The sequence below is a fragment of the Paenibacillus sp. Cedars genome (genome assembly GCF_003184205.1).
Classification (GTDB): domain Bacteria; phylum Bacillota; class Bacilli; order Paenibacillales; family Paenibacillaceae; genus Paenibacillus_AQ; species Paenibacillus_AQ glucanolyticus.
Genome location: NZ_CP020866.1, coordinates 546,194 through 568,834 on the forward strand (window position 1 = coordinate 546,194; position 22,641 = coordinate 568,834).

Annotated in this window: 21 protein-coding genes and 1 riboswitch; of the genes, 11 read left to right on the forward strand and 10 right to left on the reverse strand. The window is 50.6% G+C overall.

Annotated features, from left to right (window positions below):
* Window positions 1-77: 77 nt before the first annotated feature.
* The gene (locus tag B9D94_RS04150; protein ID WP_148246495.1) at window positions 78-1,457 is read right to left on the reverse strand and encodes an aldehyde dehydrogenase; all 1,380 of its coding nucleotides are present in this window, start codon (window positions 1,455-1,457) and stop codon (window positions 78-80) included.
* A gap of 102 nt (window positions 1,458-1,559) precedes the next feature.
* Here B9D94_RS04150 and B9D94_RS04155 point away from each other — a divergent pair, with 102 nt between their 5' ends.
* Complete coding sequence (locus B9D94_RS04155) at window positions 1,560-2,468, forward strand: metallophosphoesterase (protein WP_063477730.1); 909 nt, start codon at window positions 1,560-1,562, stop codon at window positions 2,466-2,468.
* A gap of 230 nt (window positions 2,469-2,698) precedes the next feature.
* On the opposite strand, the gene B9D94_RS04160 is transcribed toward B9D94_RS04155, so the two are convergent.
* Both B9D94_RS04160 and B9D94_RS04165 read right to left on the reverse strand, forming a co-directional pair.
* Window positions 2,699-3,508 (reverse strand): histidinol-phosphatase, encoded by an 810-nt coding sequence (locus B9D94_RS04160; RefSeq protein WP_148246496.1) that lies wholly within the window; start codon window positions 3,506-3,508, stop codon window positions 2,699-2,701.
* Window positions 3,509-3,567: 59 nt separating this feature from the next.
* Window positions 3,568-4,470 carry a LysR family transcriptional regulator gene (locus tag B9D94_RS04165; protein WP_006212577.1) on the reverse strand — a complete coding sequence of 301 codons (903 nt, stop codon included), beginning with the start codon at window positions 4,468-4,470 and terminating at the stop codon, window positions 3,568-3,570.
* A 420-nt stretch (window positions 4,471-4,890) separates the two neighbouring features.
* Between B9D94_RS04165 and B9D94_RS04170 the strand changes: the two genes are divergently transcribed.
* On the forward strand, window positions 4,891-5,349 hold the full coding sequence (locus B9D94_RS04170) for a chemotaxis protein CheX (protein ID WP_006212576.1): 459 nt from the start codon (window positions 4,891-4,893) through the stop codon (window positions 5,347-5,349).
* A 97-nt stretch (window positions 5,350-5,446) separates the two neighbouring features.
* Window positions 5,447-6,220 carry an SDR family NAD(P)-dependent oxidoreductase gene (locus tag B9D94_RS04175; RefSeq protein ID WP_148246497.1) on the forward strand — a complete coding sequence of 258 codons (774 nt, stop codon included), beginning with the start codon at window positions 5,447-5,449 and terminating at the stop codon, window positions 6,218-6,220.
* Window positions 6,221-6,233: 13 nt separating this feature from the next.
* Here B9D94_RS04175 and B9D94_RS04180 read toward each other — a convergent pair whose 3' ends face one another.
* Window positions 6,234-7,067, reverse strand: a complete 834-nt coding sequence (locus tag B9D94_RS04180) for a nucleotidyltransferase domain-containing protein (RefSeq protein ID WP_076151638.1) — start codon at window positions 7,065-7,067, stop codon at window positions 6,234-6,236.
* A 62-nt stretch (window positions 7,068-7,129) separates the two neighbouring features.
* On the reverse strand, window positions 7,130-8,071 hold the full coding sequence (locus B9D94_RS04185) for a helix-turn-helix transcriptional regulator (RefSeq protein ID WP_148246498.1): 942 nt from the start codon (window positions 8,069-8,071) through the stop codon (window positions 7,130-7,132).
* A 150-nt stretch (window positions 8,072-8,221) separates the two neighbouring features.
* Here B9D94_RS04185 and B9D94_RS04190 point away from each other — a divergent pair, with 150 nt between their 5' ends.
* The gene (locus B9D94_RS04190; RefSeq protein WP_063477727.1) at window positions 8,222-8,971 is read left to right on the forward strand and encodes an alpha/beta fold hydrolase; all 750 of its coding nucleotides are present in this window, start codon (window positions 8,222-8,224) and stop codon (window positions 8,969-8,971) included.
* Here B9D94_RS04190 and B9D94_RS04195 read toward each other — a convergent pair.
* A complete protein-coding gene (locus tag B9D94_RS04195) occupies window positions 8,955-10,238 on the reverse strand; it encodes an adenylosuccinate synthase (protein ID WP_006212571.1) in 1,284 nt (427 codons plus the stop codon). The genes B9D94_RS04190 and B9D94_RS04195 overlap by 17 nt on opposite strands.
* Window positions 10,239-10,448: 210 nt before the next feature.
* Here B9D94_RS04195 and B9D94_RS04200 point away from each other — a divergent pair, with 210 nt between their 5' ends.
* From B9D94_RS04200 to B9D94_RS04215, 4 genes are all read left to right on the forward strand, one after another.
* Window positions 10,449-11,333 (forward strand): LysR family transcriptional regulator, encoded by an 885-nt coding sequence (locus B9D94_RS04200; protein WP_063477726.1) that lies wholly within the window; start codon window positions 10,449-10,451, stop codon window positions 11,331-11,333.
* Window positions 11,334-11,593: 260 nt separating this feature from the next.
* Entirely contained in the window at window positions 11,594-12,940 is a 1,347-nt protein-coding gene (locus B9D94_RS04205; protein WP_148246499.1) for a DEAD/DEAH box helicase, read from the forward strand.
* 133 nt (window positions 12,941-13,073) lie between these two features.
* Entirely contained in the window at window positions 13,074-13,826 is a 753-nt protein-coding gene (locus B9D94_RS04210; protein ID WP_036644665.1) for an ABC transporter ATP-binding protein, read from the forward strand.
* Window positions 13,823-15,043 carry an ABC transporter permease gene (locus B9D94_RS04215; RefSeq protein WP_148246500.1) on the forward strand — a complete coding sequence of 407 codons (1,221 nt, stop codon included), beginning with the start codon at window positions 13,823-13,825 and terminating at the stop codon, window positions 15,041-15,043. Before B9D94_RS04210 ends, B9D94_RS04215 begins: the two co-directional genes overlap by 4 nt.
* A gap of 143 nt (window positions 15,044-15,186) precedes the next feature.
* On the opposite strand, the gene B9D94_RS04220 is transcribed toward B9D94_RS04215, so the two are convergent.
* From B9D94_RS04220 to B9D94_RS04230, 3 genes are all read right to left on the reverse strand, one after another.
* The gene (locus B9D94_RS04220; protein ID WP_081742878.1) at window positions 15,187-15,303 is read right to left on the reverse strand and encodes a sporulation protein YjcZ; all 117 of its coding nucleotides are present in this window, start codon (window positions 15,301-15,303) and stop codon (window positions 15,187-15,189) included.
* 288 nt (window positions 15,304-15,591) lie between these two features.
* Window positions 15,592-16,890 carry an aminotransferase class I/II-fold pyridoxal phosphate-dependent enzyme gene (locus B9D94_RS04225; protein ID WP_006212565.1) on the reverse strand — a complete coding sequence of 433 codons (1,299 nt, stop codon included), beginning with the start codon at window positions 16,888-16,890 and terminating at the stop codon, window positions 15,592-15,594.
* 125 nt (window positions 16,891-17,015) lie between these two features.
* Window positions 17,016-17,630 (reverse strand): pyridoxamine 5'-phosphate oxidase family protein, encoded by a 615-nt coding sequence (locus tag B9D94_RS04230; protein ID WP_148246501.1) that lies wholly within the window; start codon window positions 17,628-17,630, stop codon window positions 17,016-17,018.
* A 120-nt stretch (window positions 17,631-17,750) separates the two neighbouring features.
* Between B9D94_RS04230 and B9D94_RS04235 the strand changes: the two genes are divergently transcribed.
* From B9D94_RS04235 to B9D94_RS04245, 3 genes are all read left to right on the forward strand, one after another.
* On the forward strand, window positions 17,751-19,214 hold the full coding sequence (locus B9D94_RS04235) for a MocR-like pyridoxine biosynthesis transcription factor PdxR (RefSeq protein ID WP_148246502.1): 1,464 nt from the start codon (window positions 17,751-17,753) through the stop codon (window positions 19,212-19,214).
* 61 nt (window positions 19,215-19,275) lie between these two features.
* Window positions 19,276-20,061: a helix-turn-helix domain-containing protein gene (locus tag B9D94_RS04240; RefSeq protein ID WP_006212562.1), complete on the forward strand. Its 786-nt coding sequence runs from the start codon at window positions 19,276-19,278 to the stop codon at window positions 20,059-20,061.
* 551 nt (window positions 20,062-20,612) lie between these two features.
* Window positions 20,613-21,464: an SDR family oxidoreductase gene (locus B9D94_RS04245; RefSeq protein WP_148246503.1), complete on the forward strand. Its 852-nt coding sequence runs from the start codon at window positions 20,613-20,615 to the stop codon at window positions 21,462-21,464.
* A 60-nt stretch (window positions 21,465-21,524) separates the two neighbouring features.
* Here the strand turns inward: B9D94_RS04245 and asd are convergent, their stop codons facing one another.
* Window positions 21,525-22,328, reverse strand: a complete 804-nt coding sequence (gene asd, locus B9D94_RS04250; protein WP_006212559.1) for an archaetidylserine decarboxylase — start codon at window positions 22,326-22,328, stop codon at window positions 21,525-21,527.
* Between the two features lie 165 nt (window positions 22,329-22,493).
* Window positions 22,494-22,606, forward strand: a riboswitch (TPP riboswitch).
* Window positions 22,607-22,641 lie beyond the last annotated feature (35 nt).

The following is a 22,641-nucleotide window of genomic DNA, read 5'->3' on the forward strand; positions in this document are numbered from 1 at the left end:
AGAGGCGCACCAAGTTGGTGCGTCTCTTTCAGTTCTGCCGGCGTAGAAGGAAACGGACGCCTTGCTTACAGCCGGGCCTACGGCTTCATTAATTTTTTCAGGATGCCCAGACCGTTTTTTGAAGGGTAACGGAATTTAAAATCAAACCGGTTGGTTTGTTTGAGCACACTCTTCATATGGGAAAAGGTATGAAAGCTGTATTCTCCATGGTAAGAGCCCATGCCGCTCTCCCCGACACCCCCGAATGGGAGGAACGGCGTTGCCAAGTGCATCAGCGTATCGTTCACACATCCTCCGCCAAAAGAAACGGAAGAAAGAACGTAATCCTGCACGTCTTCATTCTCGGTGAACAGGTACAACGCCAGCGGTTTAGGGCGGGCATTAATTGCCTGGACAGCTTCATGCAGATGGTCATAGGTCAGGATCGGGCACAGCGGCCCGAAGATCTCTTCCTCCATCACGGGCATATCCCACGTGATATCATCCAGCACGGTGGGTTCAATGAGCAAGCGATCTCTAAGGGTATTTCCACCGTGACGAAGGGTCCCATTGTTCAGAAATCCGGATAATCGGTCAAAATGCTTCTCCGACACAATACGGCCGTAGTCGGGGTTGGCCAGTGGTTCCTTGCCATAGAACGAAGTTATGGCATCCTTCAGATGCGAGATGAACTTTTCCTTCACCTGGCTGTGGACCAGAAGATAATCCGGGGCAACACAGGTTTGGCCGGCATTCGTATATTTGCCAAAAGCGATACGTGAAGCCGCTAAGGCAAGGGGGGCATCCTCATGGACGATGCAGGGACTTTTTCCACCAAGCTCAAGTGTGACCGGGGTCAACTGCTTGGCTGCGGCTTCCATGACAATTTTGCCGACATGGGTGCTGCCGGTAAAGAAGATATAATCCAAAGGCTGCTCCAGCAGGCTTGTGCTGACCTCGGGTCCTCCCTCGACAGATGCTACGTATTCGGGATCGAACGTCTCTTCGATCATTGCAGTAATCAGCCTCGATACGTTAGGTGTTAGCTCGGAAGGCTTCACAATAGCAGTATTCCCGGCCGCCAGTGCTCCGATGAGCGGAGAGATGGCCAGCTGCCAGGGATAGTTCCATGGGGCGATAATCAGCGCGGTGCCGTATGGCTCGGGATAGACCATCCCTTTGCTGCCGACGTGCGTCAGCGCGGTTTTGACACGCTTGGGCTTGGCCCAGCGCTTCAGATTCTTTATGATGAAGGAAAGCTCTTTGTAGACAATTCCAATCTCGGTGGAGAAGGCCTCCTGCTCGCTCTTGTTTAAATCCTTGCGAAGGGCTTCCATGATGTCGTTTTCTCTGGCTATCACAGCTTGTCGCAGTTTCCCCAGCTGCTGGAGACGGAAATCGATTTCCTTGGTGATATCTTTATGAAAAAAATGCTGCTGTGCCGAAACTATTGCTGCTATAGAATCGTTAACAGTCATAATTAAGACCCCTTTCTCTTCGGATCGTTTATGTATATGAGTCATGGGTAAGGCTGCAAAACGGGTATTCTTTCATTTTATTATATAGGAGGATGTCCATATATGAGAAATCCATCCTCAGAACCGCTGCATGGTACCGCTCGCCAAGGAGCAGAACGAGTTAGTCAACGTAAGACGTTGTCGCGCCGCCAGTTTCTTAAGGCAGGTCTATCGACGGTGGTCGGAGCAGGCGCTGCAGCCGGGGCCTACGCCTATCTATGGGAGCCTCATCGGCTGGAGGTTACCCGACTGGAGGTGCGGCTTCCTTCACTGCCCAAGGCTTTTGACGGGATGAAAGTGGCACACTTTAGCGATTTGCACCTGGGTTTTCATACTGGAGCGAAAGATGTGGAACGTGTGGTGCAAGCGATTCATGCAGAGAAGCCGGACATGATCTGTTTTACAGGGGATATGGTGGATGGTCATGCAGAGGATATGACAGAAGCGATTAAGCCGTTTGCCACGCTCAAGGCCCCTCTTGGTTTATTTTCCATACTGGGTAATCATGATTACGGAGACGTGGAGAAGCTGACCCACATGGAGGAGGAGGCCGGGTTTAGAGTGCTTCGGAACTCTTCGGTGAAGCTGCGGCGGGACGGTGCTGTGATCGCGGTGGTGGGATTGGACGATGGAATCTGGGGAAATCCGGATCCGATAGCGGCCACTCGCGACTTGCCTGAGGGCATGTTCAAGCTGCTGCTGATGCATGAGCCGGATTATGGAGACATTGCGGCTGGGTATTCATTCCATGTCCAGCTCTCCGGACACAGCCATGGGGGCCAGGTCCGCCTGCCCTTGGTGGGTGAGGTAATAACGCCTCCCGGAGCAAAACTTTATGTGCAGGGGCTGTACCATATTGGCTCTCAAGGGATGCAGCTCTATGTAAACAGAGGAATCGGCACGACAGGGCTGCCTTTTCGTTTCTTGTGCAAGCCGGAGCTTACCATGCTCACATTACGCTCAATGACATGACAGGATCTTTAGTTATCTATCTAAAAATTTCAATATGAAAGGTTTAACTGGAATTTGTTACACAAATGAAATATACCTGTTATCAAACTCTAACAGCCGCAGGTTAAACTTATCACATGACCCCCTTTTGAGAATATATATTATGTTTTGGACCCGGAAACGGGTCCACTTTTTTTGCCTATTTTGCTTAACTTCATAGGTATATACGAAAAAACAGAAGGGGTACCCCATTAGAGAGGTACAGTCACCTTCTGTTTTTGTTCGAAGTATACCCATTCCTTATATCCGATTTCTTTGAGCACTTTGGCAACTTCATCGAACTCATCCCCGACACGGGAAGGTTTGTGTGCGTCAGAACCGAACGTAATATCGACACCATGGTGGTGGGCAACTTCCAGTATGGCATGGGAAGGGTACCAGCCGCCGGATAACTTGGTTTTACCCGAAGTGTTGACCTCGATAGCCAAGCCGCATTCTGCGATAACGCGTAAGGTTTCATCGATAGCAGCATCGGTCATGATATCGGAAAAAGGCGGGTAATTGCCTTTCATGGCATCCATGTGGGCGATAATCTGGAACATCCCGCTGCGCGCGGATTGACGGATCAGATTGAAGTATTCCTCTTTATCGGCAATCTGCTGCTCCGGGGTCAGGTTGTTCCAGCGCTTCTTGTTAAAGATGCTTACATCTCTGACGTGATGAATAGAACCGATGATGTAGTCAAAAGGGTGAGCAGCTAACGCTTGCTGATAAACCGGGGCATGGTCAGGAAAATAATCGGATTCAATGCCCAGCAGCACCTTGATTTTTCCATCGTATTCCCGCTTTAATTCCAAAACCTCTTGGACATAACCTTCAAAATCCGTTTTCCTCATGGAGATGGCCGGGAAGGGTTGATCTTCGGGGCTTCCAAAATACGGAGTATGGTCAGAGATCCCAATCACCTTAAAATCCGCGGCGATCGCAGCGTCGATATAATCCCGAATGCTGCCTTCTGCGTGACCGCAGCGGAAGTGATGGGTGTGCAGATCAAATTTCATATGGACCTCCTTCATGTTGATAGAATGGTTGTTAAGATCCTCTAGGGATTGTATTTGCGTTATTCACTGCTGATGAATTGCGTTTCCGGCATGCCTTTCAGATCGCTGAGGAATTGACGCATCGCTGAGCTGACGTATCGCCCGCTCTTATAGATTACGCCGACAGGATGGCTGACTTCAAGCTCGCTGAGTGGAACGATCTGCAGGGTGCCGTTGCGGAGCTCGGTAGAGACCGACTGCTTCGAGATGATCGCTGCGCCCAGATTGATCTCGACCATCCGTTTAATTTCCTCGCTGCTGGACAATTCCATGACAACCTGCGGATTGATGCCGTGCTTTTTCATCACGTCATCGGCGAAACGTCGGCCGACGGTGTCACGCGTAAGCAGAATGAGCGGCGTTCCGCCCAGTACGTCCATACTTGCAGTAGACAGTTTAGCCAGCGGATGCTGTGGAGATACAACCAGCTCAAAGGTATCGTAATACAGAATGGATGTGCTTAAGTTGGGATTGCGCTCGATCAGATAGCCGATCCCGATGTCGATGAGACCATTCTCCACGCTGTGATAGATCTGTGAGGAAGCCATGGATTGAATGGTAGTTTTGATATGAGGGAATTGATCCTGAAAGTAGGAAAGCACCCGTGGCAGGATTTGAATCGCAATGGAAGTAGTTGTACCTAACTGGATATGTCCCTGGGGAGTTTGGTCAAGGTCGGATAACCGCTGTTTCAGCTCATCCACAATGCTGAGGATTTGTTCGGCGTGATCCACAAAGACCTGCCCCCGGTCGGTTAACGTCACTGGCTGGCTCCGGTCGACCAGTACCGTCTTGAATTCTTCCTCCAGGCTTTTGATCTGAGCGGATACCGCTGGCTGTGTCAGATTAAGAAGCTCTCCCGCTTTGCGAAAGCTCATCGTTTTGGAGATGGTAATTAGCGTTTCCAATTGGCTGATGTTCATAGCCTTCCTCCTTACTTGATATGTTCTTCCGCTCCTACGATCGCGTGCAACCTGTATTATTTAAATTATAGGTTATTCTCCCCGGTGGAGCAATGAAGAGAGCAAACCTGCCGGTTATCGACTAAAAAAGCTTAAAAACATTTTAATTTCCGCATAATTATTATTAAAAGATGGGGCAACCATCCGATAATAGTAAAGTAGACATAGAAAAAAGGTGAGACCAAAGGCCCGTTTAAGCGAAAGGATTATCTTCGTATTAAAGCGTTTCAGGCGATATCTGACATAGCAAGACAGTTGTTGTCATGGGGGCTGTCGCTATTTTGTGATGATTTATTACAAGGTATCCATTATAATGTTTAAATAAATAGGTGGGACTTTGGGACCCTGACCAACAACCCAGTGAAAGGGGCGTAATGAGGAATGAAAGCTGAAGTCATCAATCCTTTTTTAGAGTCCGCACGACACGTAATCGAACAAGTCATACAGGTTTCACCTTCCACGGGGAATCTTGGGGTCAAAGAGATCGCGTATATCGAGAATCATATCTGGATCCAAATCGGCATGACAGGTCAGATGAATGGTGATATTGTATTTGGAATTCAGGAGCATGTAGCGCTGCAGATGGTATCCGTGATGATGGGCGGTTATGTCATTACCGAGATGGACGAGATGGGCCGGAGTGCGATTTCAGAGCTCGGTAATATGATCAGCGGCAATGCCAGCACCATTTTATCGAATCAGGGTGTGAGTGTAGATATTACGCCGCCAAGAGTGATGAAGTCGGATAGTACGTCAAATCTTATTCAGAAAAAGGCGCTTTGCATTCCGCTCTTCATGGAAGGAATCGGAGAGCTGGATATTCAAGTCATGATTTCATAAAATAAGAGTAGTAAACCCAAACCGTGCACGTAACGGCCCTTCATCTAAATCGGTGAACGGGGAGCTGCTGCCGGTGAAGAAAGGGATAAATGAAATCATGCTGAAAAACAAAGTTGTTGTCGTTACAGGAGCATCGAGCGGAATCGGGGCCTTGATCGCGGAGAAACTTTCTGCGGAGGGCGCCCATGTAGTGCTGTGCGCACGTTCAGCAGACCGACTGCAGGAAGTCGGCGAACGGATATCCGGATCTCATGAATTATCCATAATGGATGTCCGGAATTCCGAGCAGGTTGAGTCCGTCATGAAGGGGATTCAACGTCAGCATGGCAGAATCGATGTGCTGGTCAACAATGCCGGTTATGGCAAGTTTGAAGCCATTATGGACATGCCGGTGGAAGAGTTCCAGGACATGATGGACGTGAATTATATGGGCATTGTGCGGTGCACCCAAGCCGTGCTCCCAGGCATGCTGGAGCGGGGAGACGGCCAAATCGTCAATATCGCGTCCATGGCTGGGAAGATCGGAACGGCCAAATCGACTTCCTATACGGCTACCAAACATGCTGTGCTGGGATTAAGCAATGCCTTGCGACAGGAGCTGCGTCATACCGGAATTACGGTATCTACCGTCAATCCGGGGCCCATCGATACCCCGTTCTTCTCGTTGGCGGATCCAACAGGCGGGTATGTCAAGAATGTGAGCTGGTTTATGATGAAGGCAGACTATGTTGCGGATCAGGTTGTGAAGCTGGTTAGAAAGCGCAAGGAAGAACTCAATCTTCCAAGGCTTGCTTCATTCGGTATAAGGCTGTATCAGCTATTCCCACGGTTTGCGGACCGTGTGTCGTATAAATGGATGAACAAGAAGTAGCGTGCCTGCTGATTCACAATGCTTCTGTTTCGAAGATGATGTCCTGAAGCAGCGACAAGGCCAGTTTTGTTTTTTCTATATCGGATGAGAGCAGTGTAATCACTTGGTCCAATCGATCCTTGTAGTTCGCAGGCTTGAGGAGAAAGGTCTCGATCATGGATACTGCACGCTTCTCGTTGATACAGTATAGCCCGTTTTTGGCGAAGATCACCTGATTCAGGCACGAAATACTGCGGAAGCAGTGACCGGTTACATAAGTGATATCATCGATTAATACTGCTTTTTCCGCAAGCATCAAGGAGAAGGATGCCTCGAAGGTAAAAGAGCCGATCATCGCATCCTTTAATGCTGGTGGATATGGAATCGTTTTGGCTTTCCATGTCTTGATCCGATCATCGGGGTCAGACAGTATCTGGCAGATTGCAACTTCCCCCATATACATAACATTCAGATAAGCGTGTGGATGTCCGGTCTGGTAATGGGCTGATACCATGCCAGCAGAACATTCCTCAATTATGCGTGACACGCGGTGAACATCGCGGAATAAGAAATCCACATGGTAGCCTTCTGACCTTAACCAGCCGCCCCCGTTAACCCAGGCTCCCCATTCTCCCAGGGAAGTGATGATGTTATCACGATGCTCGTCGTCTAATTTCCTGGCTGCCCTGGCTACATCCTCCACCTTGAATCCCTGTGATTCATCATAATAAATGCCAATATCGATGTCGGAGTCCGCTGCGGCGGTGCCTTTGGCCCTTGATCCTCCAAGGACTACACCTGTAATGCCAGGCAGACCCTGCAATTCTGTCGTTATGCGCTGGATTAAATGCTCCAATTCTGAATTCATTACGAGACCATCCCCTTTATCGCCATTCTAAAAAGTCTGCTATCTCTATTGTCCGATGTCTTTTATGTATATCTTCGCTTCATGGCCTCTATTCTCTCTAACGTCCATTGGACCGCTTCAGTCGGTGAGATGATGGTTGCTTCCTCTCCCAGCCGCCAAACATAGTCCGAGTAGAACGCAATGTCTGCGGCCGGAATTTCAATTGCAACCGATCCACTGCCGTCCTTGTTCTTGTGGATAAAGGGACCGAGCCGTGTATCCGTTTCGAGCTGCCAAACCCCTTTGGAAGTTAATTGTACCTTGAACTCTTTCATTTCCCAACCACTGGTTACCGGTTTGTTCTTCAGCGTCTTGACGGCGATATCCTCGCGGATGGCGATGGACTTATTCAGGCTGGCAGCCGTCATCCGATCAACTCTGAATTGCCTGATGTCATCTTGTGTGAAGCAGTATGCCGGACAATACCAGTAGCCCGAGCTTGCATACAGGCCGATCGGTTGTATATCCCGCTGGCTGCTTCCGGTTGATGAGCGGTAGTGGACGGTAACGACTTGCCGAACCATTACAGCTTGCATAAGCGTCTGGAGAATGTTGGCTGACATCGGCCGGAACGAATTGTGAATCATGACGCGGTCTTTAAGGCGATTGATCTGTTCCTTGATGTCTGCGGGCAAGTAATGATAGAACTTGTGGATTGCCGCGGCTGCCCCGTCACCGAACGGTAACGAACTGAAGTCGTTCAGGGATTGGCAGGCAAAAAAGATCGCGATCGCTTCGCTTTCCGTGAAACTGATCGGCGGCAGCATCCGCTCCTGCAGCAATCGGTAACCGCCGCCCCGCCCTTGCACGGAATAGATCGGCACGCCGAGAACGCTCAGCTCATCCAGATCTCTGGACAAGGTTCTGACGGAGAGACCAAATTCGTCGGCCAACTCTTTAACGGTAAACGTTTTTTTTGCGTTGATCATCATCATTAATTGAATCAGACGCTGGGATTTCTGCATGGCACGCCTCGTCTCATCATTTTTTATTTATTTTATCTTATTCCTTAAATAAGACAATATCTGTCTTATTTAGTTGATACGATATCACCAGAAGATGGATTTCATGATAAACCGGGAACATGACAAGTCATTGGAAGGGAGTCATAAAGGATGAAACAAGAAATGTCTCAAGAGCTTGGATTTGTGTTTGTGCATGGTGCAGGGTTGAACGGAGGGGTTTGGAATTCGGTTGTAGATGAGCTGGGCCATCCGTATTTGGAGGTCGATTACCCTATGCGAAGCGGGTCAGCAGCACCGGGACATCATCTAAAGCTTGAGGATTACGTAACTCATATGACGGAACAGGTGAGAGGGTGGAAGACGGACAAGTTTGTAATCGTGGCTCATTCTCTGGGTGGAGTGTTTGCTCTGGAGATGGCTGCTCAATTATCCGATCGTGCTGTAGGATTCGTGGCAATCGGTGCCGCCATTCCTAGGCGCGGCAGGTCGTTTGTTTCGATTCTTCCGTTTCCCCAGAGAGTGATCATGCCATGGGTTCTAAGAATGGCCGGGACGAAGCCGCCGGAATTCGCAATCCGTAAAGGGCTATGCAGTGACCTGCCGGTGGAGCATGCCTCCCGCATAGCAGCAGCGTTTGTTCCAGAGTCACGCCGAGTCTATACGGATCGGATTCAAGTGGCTGTTCCCGATATACCCAAGCTTTATGTGAAGCTTACCCGAGATAAGGAGTTTGGAGGATCCACACAGGATACCATGATAGCCAATCTGTCCCCGGATGGGGTAGAGAGCCTGGACACCGGGCATTTGCCGATGTTGAGTAATCCCGGTGGAGTCCGGCGGATTCTGAAAAGCTTCGCCGCTCAAGTGAATGCACGCCACTCGTCTATGATCTCATCATAATTTGATCCCGTCTTGGACCGACGGATATCGTCTTGATAGGAACTCCAATCGACGATTCAACAAACTGCACATATTGCTGCGCGGCTTCAGGGAGCTCTTCAAAAGATCGGATGTCCGACAGGTCACACTTCCAGCCTTTGAGCGTCCTCAGGACGGGTCTCGCGGATTGCAGATCGGCCGTGACCGGAAAATGATCCAGAATGCTTCCGTCCTCTAATTCGTAACCAACGCATACTGGAATGTCATCCAGGTATCCCAGAACGTCCAGATTGGTCAGTACGGCCTCCGTAGCGCCCTGTACCATACACCCATAGCGTGTGGCTACCGTATCAAACCACCCCATTCGTCTGGGCCGGCCGGTCGTTGCGCCGTATTCCCCGGCATCTCCACCGCGGCGCCGGAGCTCGTCGGCTTCATCTCCGTGGAGTTCGGTCACGAAAGGACCCGCTCCGACACAGCTTGAATAAGCCTTCACCACAGCGATGACATTGCTGATGGCGTACGGCGGGAGCCCGGCACCTACTGGTGCATAACCTGCCAGAGTAGATGAGGAGGTAGAGAACGGATATATCCCGTGATCCGGGTCGCGCAGTGCTCCTAATTGGCCTTCAACCAGGATGGGATCGCCTTTGATATAAGCCTGCTGCAGCATCGTGGTGGTGTCTTTTATATAAGAAGTTAAGTATTGGAAAGGCTCGAGAAGCTGATCGACCATTTCATCCACGCTTAGCGGATCTCTGCCGTAAAGGTGCTGAAGCTGTACATTCTTGATATCCAGCAGCTGCTGGAGTCGCACACGAAGTCGATGGGGATGGAACAGATCAGCGACCTGTATCCCGAGCTTAGCATATTTATCCGCATAGAATGGAGCAATTCCTCGTTTGGTAGAACCGAATCCCCGGGCACCGAGTCGTTCTTCCTCCAGCTCATCCAGCAGCCGATGAATGGGCAGCACGACTTGGGCACGTTCGGATATAAACAGATTGGGCTTTGGAACATTCCTAGCTTCCAACTCTTGCAGCTCCTTCAGTAATACATCCATATCCAGAGCCGTCCCTGGACCGATAATATTCGTTATATTCGGATAGAACACACCGGATGGCAGCATGTGCAGTGAAAACTTCCCGTAATCGTTAATAATGGTGTGGCCGGCATTGCTGCCCCCTTGAAATCGAACGACATACGACGATTGTGCCGCAAGAACATCCGTCATTTTACCCTTGCCTTCGTCTCCCCAATTAGCACCTACAATGGCTGTGACTGTCAAACTGTTCGCCTCCTGCGATCTTTTTCTTTTACTGGCTCATTATAATTGGTTGTTACAATATAAATAAAATTGATATTAATAATGGTAGACATTAGTTTAAATTATGTTATACGATTCTGTGGTGAAGGATACTTCGATGCCGGATGAATTCCGGTCCGGCTGTCATGGATCCGGTTCACGTTATCATTTGACAAAATCGAGGTTATCATTATGGAAATCAATATGGAGTGGTACCGCGTCTTTTACTGGACATCCCGGCTCGGCAGTTTATCCAAGGCAGCGGAGCATCTGCATATCACCCAGCCGGCTGTCAGCCATACGATTAAGCATTTGGAAGGAACGCTCGGAGGACCGTTATTCTTTCGAACGACCAAGGGAGTGAAGCTTACATCGGAGGGGGCTGTGTTGTTCCGCTACATCGAGCAGGCATTCAGTTTCATTGAAATCGGCGAGAAGGCAATTGGGGACATGCATAATTTGCACAGCGGCGAAATCAATATCGGTGCCAGTGATACCTTGTGCAAGTATTACTTGCTGCCGCATTTGGAACATTTCCATGCTGCTTATCCGGATATCCGCATCCGCATTACCAATCGCACAACACCGGAAACCTTAGTCCTTCTAAAAGAAGGGAAGATTGATTTCGGCATCGTTCATTTACCGGCCTCCGACAAACAAATCGACTTTCGGGCCAGCTCACCGATTCAGGATTGTCTGGTTGCCGGCAAGCCGTTTGCGGAGCGGGCTAATATCCATAACCCTTTACCCCTTCCCGGTATTCAGGACTTCCCGCTGCTCATGCTGGAGGGGGGAGGGAGCACGAGAAGATATATCGACCAGTATGCGGCGCAGCAAGGTGTGACATTGAAGCCCGAGTTTGAGCTTGGCAGCATTGAGCTGCTTGTGCAGTTTGCACGGAGCGGCTTCGGACTTGCCTTTATTATTCGTGACTATGCTTCTGAAGAATTTCGAACGGGTCAGTTAGTGGAGGTTCCCCTTCATCCGCCGATTCCTGAGCGGAGCATCGGCATTGCAACGCTTCGCGGAATTCCGCTGTCCGCTGCAGCAAAATCATTTCTCTCCTTACTGCCTTAGCTGTCTATAAGAATAAGACAAATCTTGAGTTATCCATAAATAATGGGATATTCGCACGTATTCCTCATGTTCTATTTGGTGAGGACTCCTGTTTTGGCATATAATGATAAAGAGCGAACAAGGCTTGTGAAGAAATACGCCTGCTGCACCACTTGTAAAGCAACAAAACGGAAATTAACGGAAGTTTTTCTAGCGATATCAGGCAGACGCGCTTTGGAATATATAGACTTCTGATATCTAAAAAAAGGATGGACTAACATATGACTTCGACTACATTTCATACATTAGGAATAACAGAGGATTTGTCCTCCAGACTTGCGGAGTTCGGCATCGTTACGCCTTCTCCCGTTCAGGCTGAAGCTATCCCGCCCATACTGGAAGGCAAGGATGTGCTTGCGACTTCCCAGACAGGCACAGGAAAGACACTGGCATATCTGCTGCCCGTGCTTCAGAGCATCGATCCGGAGATCAAGGGAGCACAGAAGCTGATCCTTGCTCCGACACAGGAACTTGCTGTTCAGATTGTCAGAGAGAGTGAGCGTTACGGGGAGACCCGAGGAATCGGTGTGCTCGGATTAATCGGCGGGGCCGCGGCCAAGCGCCAAATCGAGAAGTTGAAGTCGCATCCGCAGCTGATTGTCGGGACACCGGGGCGAGTACGTGAGCTGATCGAAATCCGGAAACTCAAGATGCACCAAGTGACCACTATTGTGGTTGACGAGGTGGATCAGGTGTTCAATCTCGGCGGTGCCGGCGATGTTGATCGCATTCTGCGCAGTGCGCTTCGCGACCGCCAATTGGTATTCTTATCCGCCACGGTGAGTCCGGAGACAGCGGAGCTTGTCAAGAAGGAGATGGACCAGCCAGTTGAGATCGGGATCGATCCGGAGCAGCGGACACCGTCTGCGCTGGAGCATTATTATTTTGTGACGGAAGAGCGTGACAAGTTGGACATGCTGCGCAGAGTGGTGCGGCATTACAACCCCGATCGGGCTATTGTTTTCGTGAATGCCACCGAGGATTTGGCAGAAGTCGAGGCGAAGCTGAACTATCTGGGATTAAATGCAGCTGCTATATACGGAGATGCGGACAAGATGACAAGAAGCCGCGTGCTGAATGCGTTTAGAGAAGGGCGAACCAAACTTCTTGTAGCTAGTGACGTTGCGGCCAGGGGGCTTGATATTGAAGGGCTCGGGATGGTGATCAACTACGATCCGCCCATTGATGCGGAGCATTATACCCACCGTGCCGGTCGTACAGGGCGTATGGGGCGAAGCGGCATGGCGATTACGCTTGTCACGGACCGTCAGACGTTCATTATGCGCAAGTTCAATCGTGAGCTTGGCATTTCGATTGAAGAGCGCGCACTCTATGGCGGCAAGGTAAGAACACCGCGTTCAGCGCCTCCGGACCGGAGAAGCGGCGCCCGTGGGCCAGCAGGGGGAACCGCCCGTAAAGATAAGCCAGCGGGCAAGCCGGCTTCCATAAGTGTGCAAGGAAAAGCGGGAAGCGGAAAGGCATCCGGTGAACGGCAAAGCGAGCGGGAGCGCGACCGCAAGAACAAGGGTGCTCCGAAATGGCTGAAGAATAAGCCTCCACGGGGCTAACGGTTCGCATTTTCCATCAGCTTAAAGTGTGTATCCTATTCGAATTTGTTGTTTACGGGGTCCGGACGGTTTTCAACCGAGGAAGAAGTAAGCCAGTAGGGACCGGACTCTTTAGAATAAGAGGTGATTGATAATGAGTGAACAGCCGGTATTGTCTGTTCAAGGATTAAGTGGTGGGTATAGCATCAACCGCCCGGTTCTGCATGACGTAACCTTTCAGGTTGAACCAGGCGAGATGGTAGGGTTGATTGGTCTGAACGGTGCGGGCAAGAGTACCACGATGAAGCATATTCTGGGACTGATGAATCCCCAAAAGGGAAATATAGAGGTTCAGGGCAAACGCCGGGCGGAGCATTCAGAGGCCTATCACAGCGCATTGGCGTTTGTTCCCGAATCCCCGCTTCTGTATGAGGAAATGACCGTGCGCGAGCATTTGGAATTTACCGCGCGTTCTTACGGCGTATCCCGCGAAGATTATGAGGCGCGATCGGAGCAGCTGTCGAAGATGTTCCGCATGGAAGAGAAAATGGACAGCTTGTCCACCCATTTATCCAAAGGCATGCGTCAAAAAGTGATGATTATGTGCGCGTTCGTGGCCAGACCGTCCTTGTATATCATTGACGAGCCCTTTCTGGGGCTTGATCCGCTGGGGATACGCTCCCTGCTTGATTTTATGCTGGAGTTGAAGGCATCCGGCGCTTCCGTATTGCTCAGCTCGCACATTCTCTCTACGATCGAGAATTATTGCGACCGGTTCATCGTGCTGCACCGCGGCAGCATTATTGCTCAGGGGACGCTGAAGGAAATCCAGGATCAAACCGGAAGACCGGGAATGTCCCTGGAAGAGCTGTTTAACGTGTTGATTCAGGATGGTAATAACGAATGAATCTGCGTGAGCTGTATGTCAAACGACGCGGACAGTTCTGGGGCGAGATTCTTCCCTATCTGGGTTATGTCATACAGAGCGGCGTGGCAGTGGTATTTCTCTTCCTGCTTATCGCATTCGCAGCCTGGTATACCGCCCTTCTGCAGCAAGTTCCGCCAGAGCTTCCGATACGCTGGATCATGCTGGTCATACTTGTGCCCATCATGATAAACAGCAGCATCCGCACGTATCTTCGTACTGCGGATACGGTGTTCCTCATTCCACAGGAATCTCGGATGAAGGAATACTTCCGGAAGGGCTGGTTCAGCGGAGTCATTTATAAAATCATCGGCTTAGGCTTAGTCATGCTAATCCTGTGGCCATTGTACATACGCAGCGATATTTCGCCTAAACCGCTTTTGGTTACATTTGCGGTCCTGATTGCCTTTAAATTGCTGTCCAGTTATGGAAGCTGGAAAGAGCAGCTTATGGTTTCTAGGAATGCTGCTGCCGCCTATCGGGTGCTTCGCTGGATCGTTCCCGCGCTAGCCGCAGCCGCCTGGCTATGGCATCCAGCAGGCCGGGCGTTCATATTTATGGGGCTGCTCGCTCTAACCTATGCTGCCGCCTTGTCCGTACCTGCGAGGCATCTGGTAGCCTGGGAGCGATTAATTGCGGTGGAGCAGAGGCAGGCAAGCCGGGTGATGATGGTCCTGAGCTGGTTTGTGAATGTGCCTCAGCGTGGACAGCGCGTGCATACGCGAAAATGGCTGTCCGGGTGGGGGAAGGGGCTTGCTTGGAAGAAGGAGAGCGCATATCGCTTTCTTCTTATCAAGAGCCTCTCACGCAGCGATATTCTGGGCATATTGATTCGGGTCGGATTGCTTGCGGCTTTTCTTGTATGGATAACCCGCGATAGTCTGTCATCTGTGCTGGTGTATCTGATTAGCCTTATGATTATCGGACTCCAGCTGTCCGCACTGCGAAAACTTCATCCTGAATCGTTCTGGCTGCATGTATACCCGCTTCCGGAGGGAACGCGCCGCGACAATGAAGGGAAGCTGATCTTCCAGGTGCAAATGTTCTGGGCTGTGCTCCTGTGGCTTCCGCTCATTCCGAGTATCTTCAGCGCTCCAGGCCGGATCCTCGGTACGGCAGCTGCAGGCATCGTGTTGGTATTCCTGTTCCGAAGCGCAGCTGCACGAAAAAATCGCCGCGAGGACGAAGATGACGAATAGAGACGAATAGACATAGAAGAGGCCGAGACGTTGACGTCTCGGCCTTCTATGGGTGAGGATATAGTATAAGTTATTGCTGCAGAAATCGCAGTGCTTTCTCGCGTGAAGACTTGCGATTTCTGTACGCTGTTATCTAGATGTCATTACACCCAGAAAGAGCGAGTGATGATAACGAGCAGGATAAAGAGAACCAGAATTGCTCCGACTCCGTATCCACCGCCGTATCCGCCACATCTTGCTTCTTCTACTACTCCACTCATGTTCATTCCCCTTTCGGTTCGTTGATTTGTAGTACACGGTATTGTATGTAGCAAAGGAGCTATGTGTATGGGCGAGCGCTTATTTACGAATATAGAAATTATAAGTTCTCTGCGAAGCTGAATAAATGCGATAATTCCATGAAAAACATTTCCTTCAGCCGAGGGATGTCTTCTTGGTCATAGTATGTTGATGCATTCTTCTTATGGCTGAAGAACAAATAAAGACCGGGAGGAATCCCGGTCTTATTAGGTATGATGGATTGGCCTTGTGATCTCCAAACGTTTAATTTAAGCCTGCTGCAGGTCCTGAATCCCTCTGTAAACCAGATCAAACAGATCCTCCAAGTACTCTTCATCGATACAGGAGAACGCAATTCGGAGATCATGCTCTCCGAGGGCGATCGTTCCCACGCCGTACTCATGGATCAGATGGGAGCGCAGCGCTTCCGCGGATACCGTGTTCAGCTTGAGGCACATGAAATAGCCGGAATTGAACGGATAATACTCCCATACGTCACCATACTTACCGCTGTCGAGAATGGATTTCACTTTGTTGGCGCGGCCCTTCATAATGACAAATTTCTCTTCCTTCTGCTCGTAGAATTCAGGTGCCTTCAGCGCTTCCAGAACAAAGGTTTGCGAAGGATGCGAGGCGCTGGAAATCGTCGCGCGAATAATGCCGAGGGTCTTCTGTTCCAGTGCGTCCAGCACGTCTTTATCGTCAGCCGCGAACGTTATGAAGCCCACGCGGAATCCCCACACAAATTCTTCCTTGGTTGCACCGTCCACTTTAACGGGGAGCACCCGAGGATGAAGGCCAGCCAGACGGCCGAAGAGTGATTCCTTCAACGAATCCTCAAAGAACAATCCGAAATACGCGTCATCCGTAACAACAACAACGTTAATGCCGGCTTCGGCAGCTTCCTGGATCGCGGAAACAATGGCAGCCCCTTCTTGGGCGCCAGGCGTATACCCTGTCGGGTTGTTCGGGAAGTTGAGCAGAACGACAGCTTTGCCTTTATCCTTCTGGCTCAGCAGAGCCTGCCGAAGTCCTTCGGCGTTGAATTTCATATCTTCAGTGAAGAGAGGATAGGTTACATGAACGCCATGGCGGCGAATGCCAAATGTGAGCTCGTAGTTCTCCCAATTCTTGTCCGGATAAATAACGGCATCCCCTTCATCCACAAACAGATCCGCTACAATGCTAAGTCCGTGCGTCAGGGCATTGGTCACAATCGGATTGCTGAAGTTCTTGCCTTCCAGGGAGGGATTCTCCTGAATCATTTTGCTTCGCCATACGGAGCGCAGCTCCGGCTTGCCTGCCGGCGGGGCATACGGGTACAGATCCTTCGGCTGGTAAGCCGAAAGTTTGTCTTGGATGACGCCAAGATGCATCGGGATTCCACCTTCGGTGGCAATACCGATCGTCGCGTTATATTTTTTCGCATGACTCGTTGCTTCCGCAGATTGGCTCAGGATGCCTTCCTTCGGGAAGTAAATTTCTTTGCCGAGTGTGGAGAGCATGTCGTATACATGCGGATTGCCAGCTTGCATTTTTTCATTCAATTGACCAACCAATGGGTTCATGAACTGATTCCTTCCTTCCGATTGCTTTTGGTTAACGTGAGAGCAGATGACGTGTTACCTTTACGTTTTCATTGCCTAACATTATACCACCTACCCCTGGAACCGTCACGGATAAATGTAATGCTTTAACGCGGTCCAGGATGATACTTGCACATAAGTTCCGCGGTCTCCTCATCCCGGTGTTTTCCTCGGCACTCAAGCTCCTCTACGACCGAGTTCAGCCGTTCCGGCTTCAGGTTCTGACCGAACTTGAATTTGGCACTCATTCGCTGCGGAGCAAGTTTAATGACGGCTACCCCTTTTAGTCTGGGAATATAAGCCCGGTCGCTTGCATCGATGGTGCGGTACCCGCCCTCAGGCTGCAGCTTTTTCATTAAAGCTTCCATCGCAAGTGCTTTCTCCTCCAGATCATCGACGAGGATCACCTCTCCGACAGCCGTTACACTTTTGAAAAAAGCCGTGGCCGGGCATGCCATCTCCGGATCGGAGAAATAAGAAGGGATGAGGGCATATTCGTCGGCAACGGTAAAACAGACCGCTGGCGTTCGGCGCAGATGCTCCATTTTCTCACCCATTCGGCTGCCGTGGAAATAAAACGCACCGTTGACATAGGCGAAGTTCAAGGGGGTGACGCGAGGGATTCCCGCCTCATCCGTCGTTCCAAGGAAACCAAAACTCATGCCATTCAGGAAATCCTCGACCTCATGTGGGTCTTCCATCGCAAATTCGTCTCTTCTCATGATTAAACTCTCCCTCTATCATTTTGAATAACAGCATACGATGAACATTGACAAGGAAAAAGCGCCAATTTAGAGTAATTTATATAGTCCAATCTTACGAAGGTTAGAGGAGTAGGTAACATGGAGCTGGGATTGCCTTTCGAAACGTATGTGGAACAATATCGATATAAATATTTGGCTTTATATCACGCCATTCGTACTGCGATACACAGCGGCAAGCTGCCGGAAGGAACCCGTCTTCCTGCAACCCGGGAGCTGGCGAAGCTGTACGGGGTGTCCAGAGGATCAGCCGCACAAAGTTATGACATGCTCATGGCAGAAGGGTATGTTGTATCCAGACCGGGCAGTGGAACCTATGTGGCTAAGGGGATTGCTATGATAGACCAGCCGCCGGCGGCAGATCGCGCACCCGTTCTCTCGGCTTGGGGTCAGCGATTAATGGAGAAGAGCGGGGAATATGCCTCTGCTCTCATGTCGATTCAAGAGCCTCCCCTAGGTACGATCTCATTCGCGAATGCAAGGATGCCCATTCAAGATTTTCCGTATTCGGAATGGAGGAGTGCCCTGTCCTACGCGGGCGGAAGCGGAGGAACGCAACTCCAGAGCGGAGCGCCGCCCGAGGGAGATACGGAATTGCGTCAGGCGATTGCCGGGCACTTGCGCTTTACAAGAGGGATCCAGGTCGATCCCGAGCATATTGTCATCTTCAGCGGATCGATGCAGGGGCTTGTTCTGTTATTTCAACTGCTTGTGGATCCTGGTGATCATGTGGTCATGGAAGATCCGGGATATCAGGGAATCCACCGGGGTGTAAGCCTTAGCGGCGGAATCCCGCTGCCCTCCCCGGTTGACGAGGCCGGACTGATTCCGTGTGATTGGGATGCCGGGCTGCTGGTCGTAAGCCCCAGTCGTCAGTACCCGACAGGTGCTGTGCTGCCGCTGGAGCGGAGAAGGGCTTTGCTCAATTGGGCGAGAAGCCGTCAAGCCTTTATCATTGAGGATGATTATGACAGTGAATTCCGCTGGGGCGGCAAGCCAATCGAGCCCTTGAAAATGCTGGATCACGAGGGGCGTGTCATCTTTGTCGGTTCCTTCTCCAAAACGATGTTTACCGGGCTTCGCATCGGTTATGCTGTACTGCCCCCAAGCCTGGTAGAGGCGGTCGTGCAGGCCAAGGCTCTGTACGAGCCGATCTCGCCTGCCGTACTGGAGCAGCGTGCGCTTGCGCGTTTTATTGTAAGAGGTGGCTATGGACGGCATCTAAGAAGGATGACGAGGCTGTACGGTGCGCGGTACGAGGCGCTTCACCAAGCGATGGATGCTTATGCCTCTGATCTGTTCTGCCTGCACTCCGGTGATGCAGGTCTGCACGTGTACGCGAACTGGCTGCGATCGGCGGAAGAGTATGCGGCGCTGCGGAATGCAGCCCGTAATCGAGGGGTTATGTTTCGGGATGCTGCGGTCTATCACCTCACGCCTGGACCGCCTGCCGCCTGCTTTGGCTTCTCGCATTTAGATGCTTCTATGATTGAGGAAGGGGTTAGACGAATAGCCTTGGCATGGCTGGACATGCAAAAAACTTAAAAACCGGGTATGATGGAAAAGAGATAATTTTCAAGAAATGAGATGAGGGGGTAATGACGTGATGCTGAATGCATCGCCGTCTTCTTTTATAATCATGCCTGCGCTTGCCAAAATCGTCTGTGAGCCGGGCTGGAAATGGCAGAAACGCGAAAGACCCATGCAGAACTATGATTTGTTCTATGTATGGAGCGGGGAAGGCACAGTCGAGGTGAATGACGAGCCTTTTACCGTGGGAAAAGGAAGCTGCTTCCTGTTCCGACCTGGAGATCATACGAGTGCAACGCATAATCCGCAGAAGCCGCTCGTATTGACATATATCCATTTTGACGTGACCGATCCGGTCCAAGACATCCCTGCGCCGTATCGCCAGCTGACGGAAACGATGGATTTTGAATACTTGCTGGCACGATACGTGCGATTGTATCTGGACAAGCCTTACGGGGCATTGGAGGAGGGTCAGCTGATTCTCAAGCAGCTGATGATTCATCTACTGCGTGTGGACCTGGATGAGCCCGTTGTCAAAAAAGCGAGCAATCAGCTGTCAGAGGCGATCCATGAAATCGCGAATTACGTCCGTCAGCATCCGGGGGTTCCCCATCGGGTAGAGGATTTGGCGGCGAGAGCGGGTTTGTCCCCCCGCTACTTCTCGATCAAGTTCAAGGAACTGATCGGTACGCCGGTGCAATCCTACATCATTCAGATGCGGATCGAGCGGGCACAGCATCTGCTGCTGCATCAAGGGATGAATGTCACGGAAGTAGCCGACGCGCTGGGCTATCGGGACATTTTCTTCTTCAGCCGTCAATTTAAACAGTATACGGGCAAGAGCCCATCCGAAATTCGGTGATTCCCCCACCCTTCCATAACTTACCTGCTTGATGGAAGGGGCTTATGGGTTTCATAGTAAGCGCTTTAGGGTAAATGTGACGTACAGTTTAATTTTATGAAGGGGGGAGAGGGGAATGAGCCCAAGAAGACGGGTGCGCGGTCGTTTCTTCAGCCGCGGTGGCTGCGGTATATTCAGAAATCGCTTGCGCCGCATGAAGACAACGAATCAGGATCATCAGGATGTGTGGTTTTAATGAGCCTTGGCCTTCATACGGGTGATGTTGAATCCCGATTTCATATATGCTTTTCTCAGGATGAACCGCAAAGGGAGCTAACCGGCTCCCTTTTTCTCGTATATTTAGAGTACGCGATAGGTATTTTTTTCTTATGTGTACCTTCGGGTGCCAGACCTATTCATACAACGGAAATTTGGTATATTAAGCATATACATAAAGTTTGTTCGGCTGAGGCCAAAGGGAGTCAGTTTGTTGGTAAGGTACTCTGAAGGAATAGAAAGGTGATGGGAGTGACGTTGTTGGTGGCAAGTACGGAATATGTGGTGAACCGTTGGTGATTGCAGGGACAGGAAAAGTGGCATTGGTGACGGGGGCCTCCAGCGGCTTTGGGCTGCTTATCAGCCTGGAGCTGGCGCAAGCGGGATATGATGTGGCTGCAGGGCATCGCAGACCGGAGGCGGCTCAAGAGCTGATGACCCGCGCGGAACAGGCGGGTGTTGCAGAGCGAATTCATCGGGTTCGATTGGATATATGCGATGAAGAGCAGATACGGGCGGTTGCCCTGCATTTGGAGCAGCGGTTTGGTCGATTGGATGTGCTGGTGAACAATGCCGGTGAAGCGGTAGGCGGAATGGTGGAGGAAGTGCCGCTGAGTGGGTGGAGAAGACAGATGGAGACGAATTTCTTCGGAACGGTATCTGTGACACAGCACATGCTGCCGCTGATGCGCCGGACCGAGAATTCCAAGATTATTCTCATGAGCAGCATCAGCGGCGTGGTCGGCTTCCCGGGTTATGGACCTTATGCTTCCTCCAAATTTGCGATTGAAGGATTCGGGGAGAGCCTGTCGCTGGAGCTTATGCCCTTCGGCATGCACGTTGTGCTGGTTCAGCCAGGTGCTTATGGCACACCGATCTGGAATAAGAGCTTTGGTGAGTTAGAGGTGAAGGAAGGGTCACCCTACAGCGACATGCTGAAGGGTGTACTGGACTATTCCGAGCGGACAGCCAGGGGAAGCGGAAATCCGCTGGAGGTGGCGAAGCTCGTGGCAAGGATTGCCTCCATGTCCAAACCGAGATTCCGATATAAGCTGCCCCAAGGCACGCGTATAACCGCATGGATTAAGGGATTGCTGCCGGACCGGTGGTTTCAGCAGATGATTTATCGGATGCTGGGCAGACGTTAATCATTCATGCTGCTAATGATTGATGGCCTTAACTTGTCATGTGCGCTGGGGCGGCAGGAATTACCCTTTTTTGGCCGTGGAGGGGTGCAGCAAACCGAGTAATTCTCCCATTTTTACTTTGGAGCCGGGCTCCAGGTCGCCACGAGGGCTAAACGTGCCGTTCTCCGTCAAAAGCACAACGGTAGAGCCGAATTCAAAATACGCGAGTTCATCGCCGATCTGCCATTTCTTAACGCTCTCATCGGCGTAACGGATGCTGCTCACGTTCATTGCGCCCACCTTCACGACGGCAACTTCTCCGAATTCATGGGCAATGTAGGTAATGAGACGCTCATTGCGGCTCAGCACAGTTCGGATATGGGTCATCGCAAAGTCATTCACGGGGTAAACCTTCCCCTTCAGATGCTCGCTTTCCGCCTGAACACCGGTTACGGGTGAATGGATGCGGTGATAATCTGTTGGGCTTAAATACAATACGAATGCATAACCGTTTATATAGTTTTCCATTCTCGGGGATTTCGCGAGCAGCTCGCTCAGGGTGTAATCCTGTCCCTTGACACTCAGAATGGTGCCGGCATGAATGGCGCACATTGCTGAAATAGTGGCATCGACAGGGCTTACCATGGCATCGACGGTGTCATCGATGGCACGCAGGCCTATTTTTAACCGGCGGGAAAAGAACTCGTTCAATGAGCGGTATTCGTGGATCTCTTTCTCCGCTTCATGAGCCGGAATTTGATAGATTCGTATAAATGCAGGTATTAGATGACGGCTCAGCCGGCTGTGGGAACAATGCCCCATCATTCGGGACAACCATTTTCGGGAGGAGAGCTCAGTCATCAGACGCAGCAATTGTTTAGCCATGTCATTCTCCTTTGTGCATAGGTGTAAGCAATATAACGATGGTGGAAAAGCCAATCACTCTGATATTGACATAGAATGAGATGGAAATCAATAAATAGCCATATTTGAAAAAAGGTTCTTGCAAATTCTGGAGCGGACCTGTATTTTAAAATTAACATAAAACCGAATAGGGAATACGGGGGCTTGAGTGAATCAGGCTGAGATTGCAGCTATTATCCGCTGTTGACCGTTAATCTGAACTGGGTAATGCCAGCGTAGAGAATATCCGACCCTGCCTACATAGGGCCTATTTTTCCGTCTGCGCGTTTTTCCA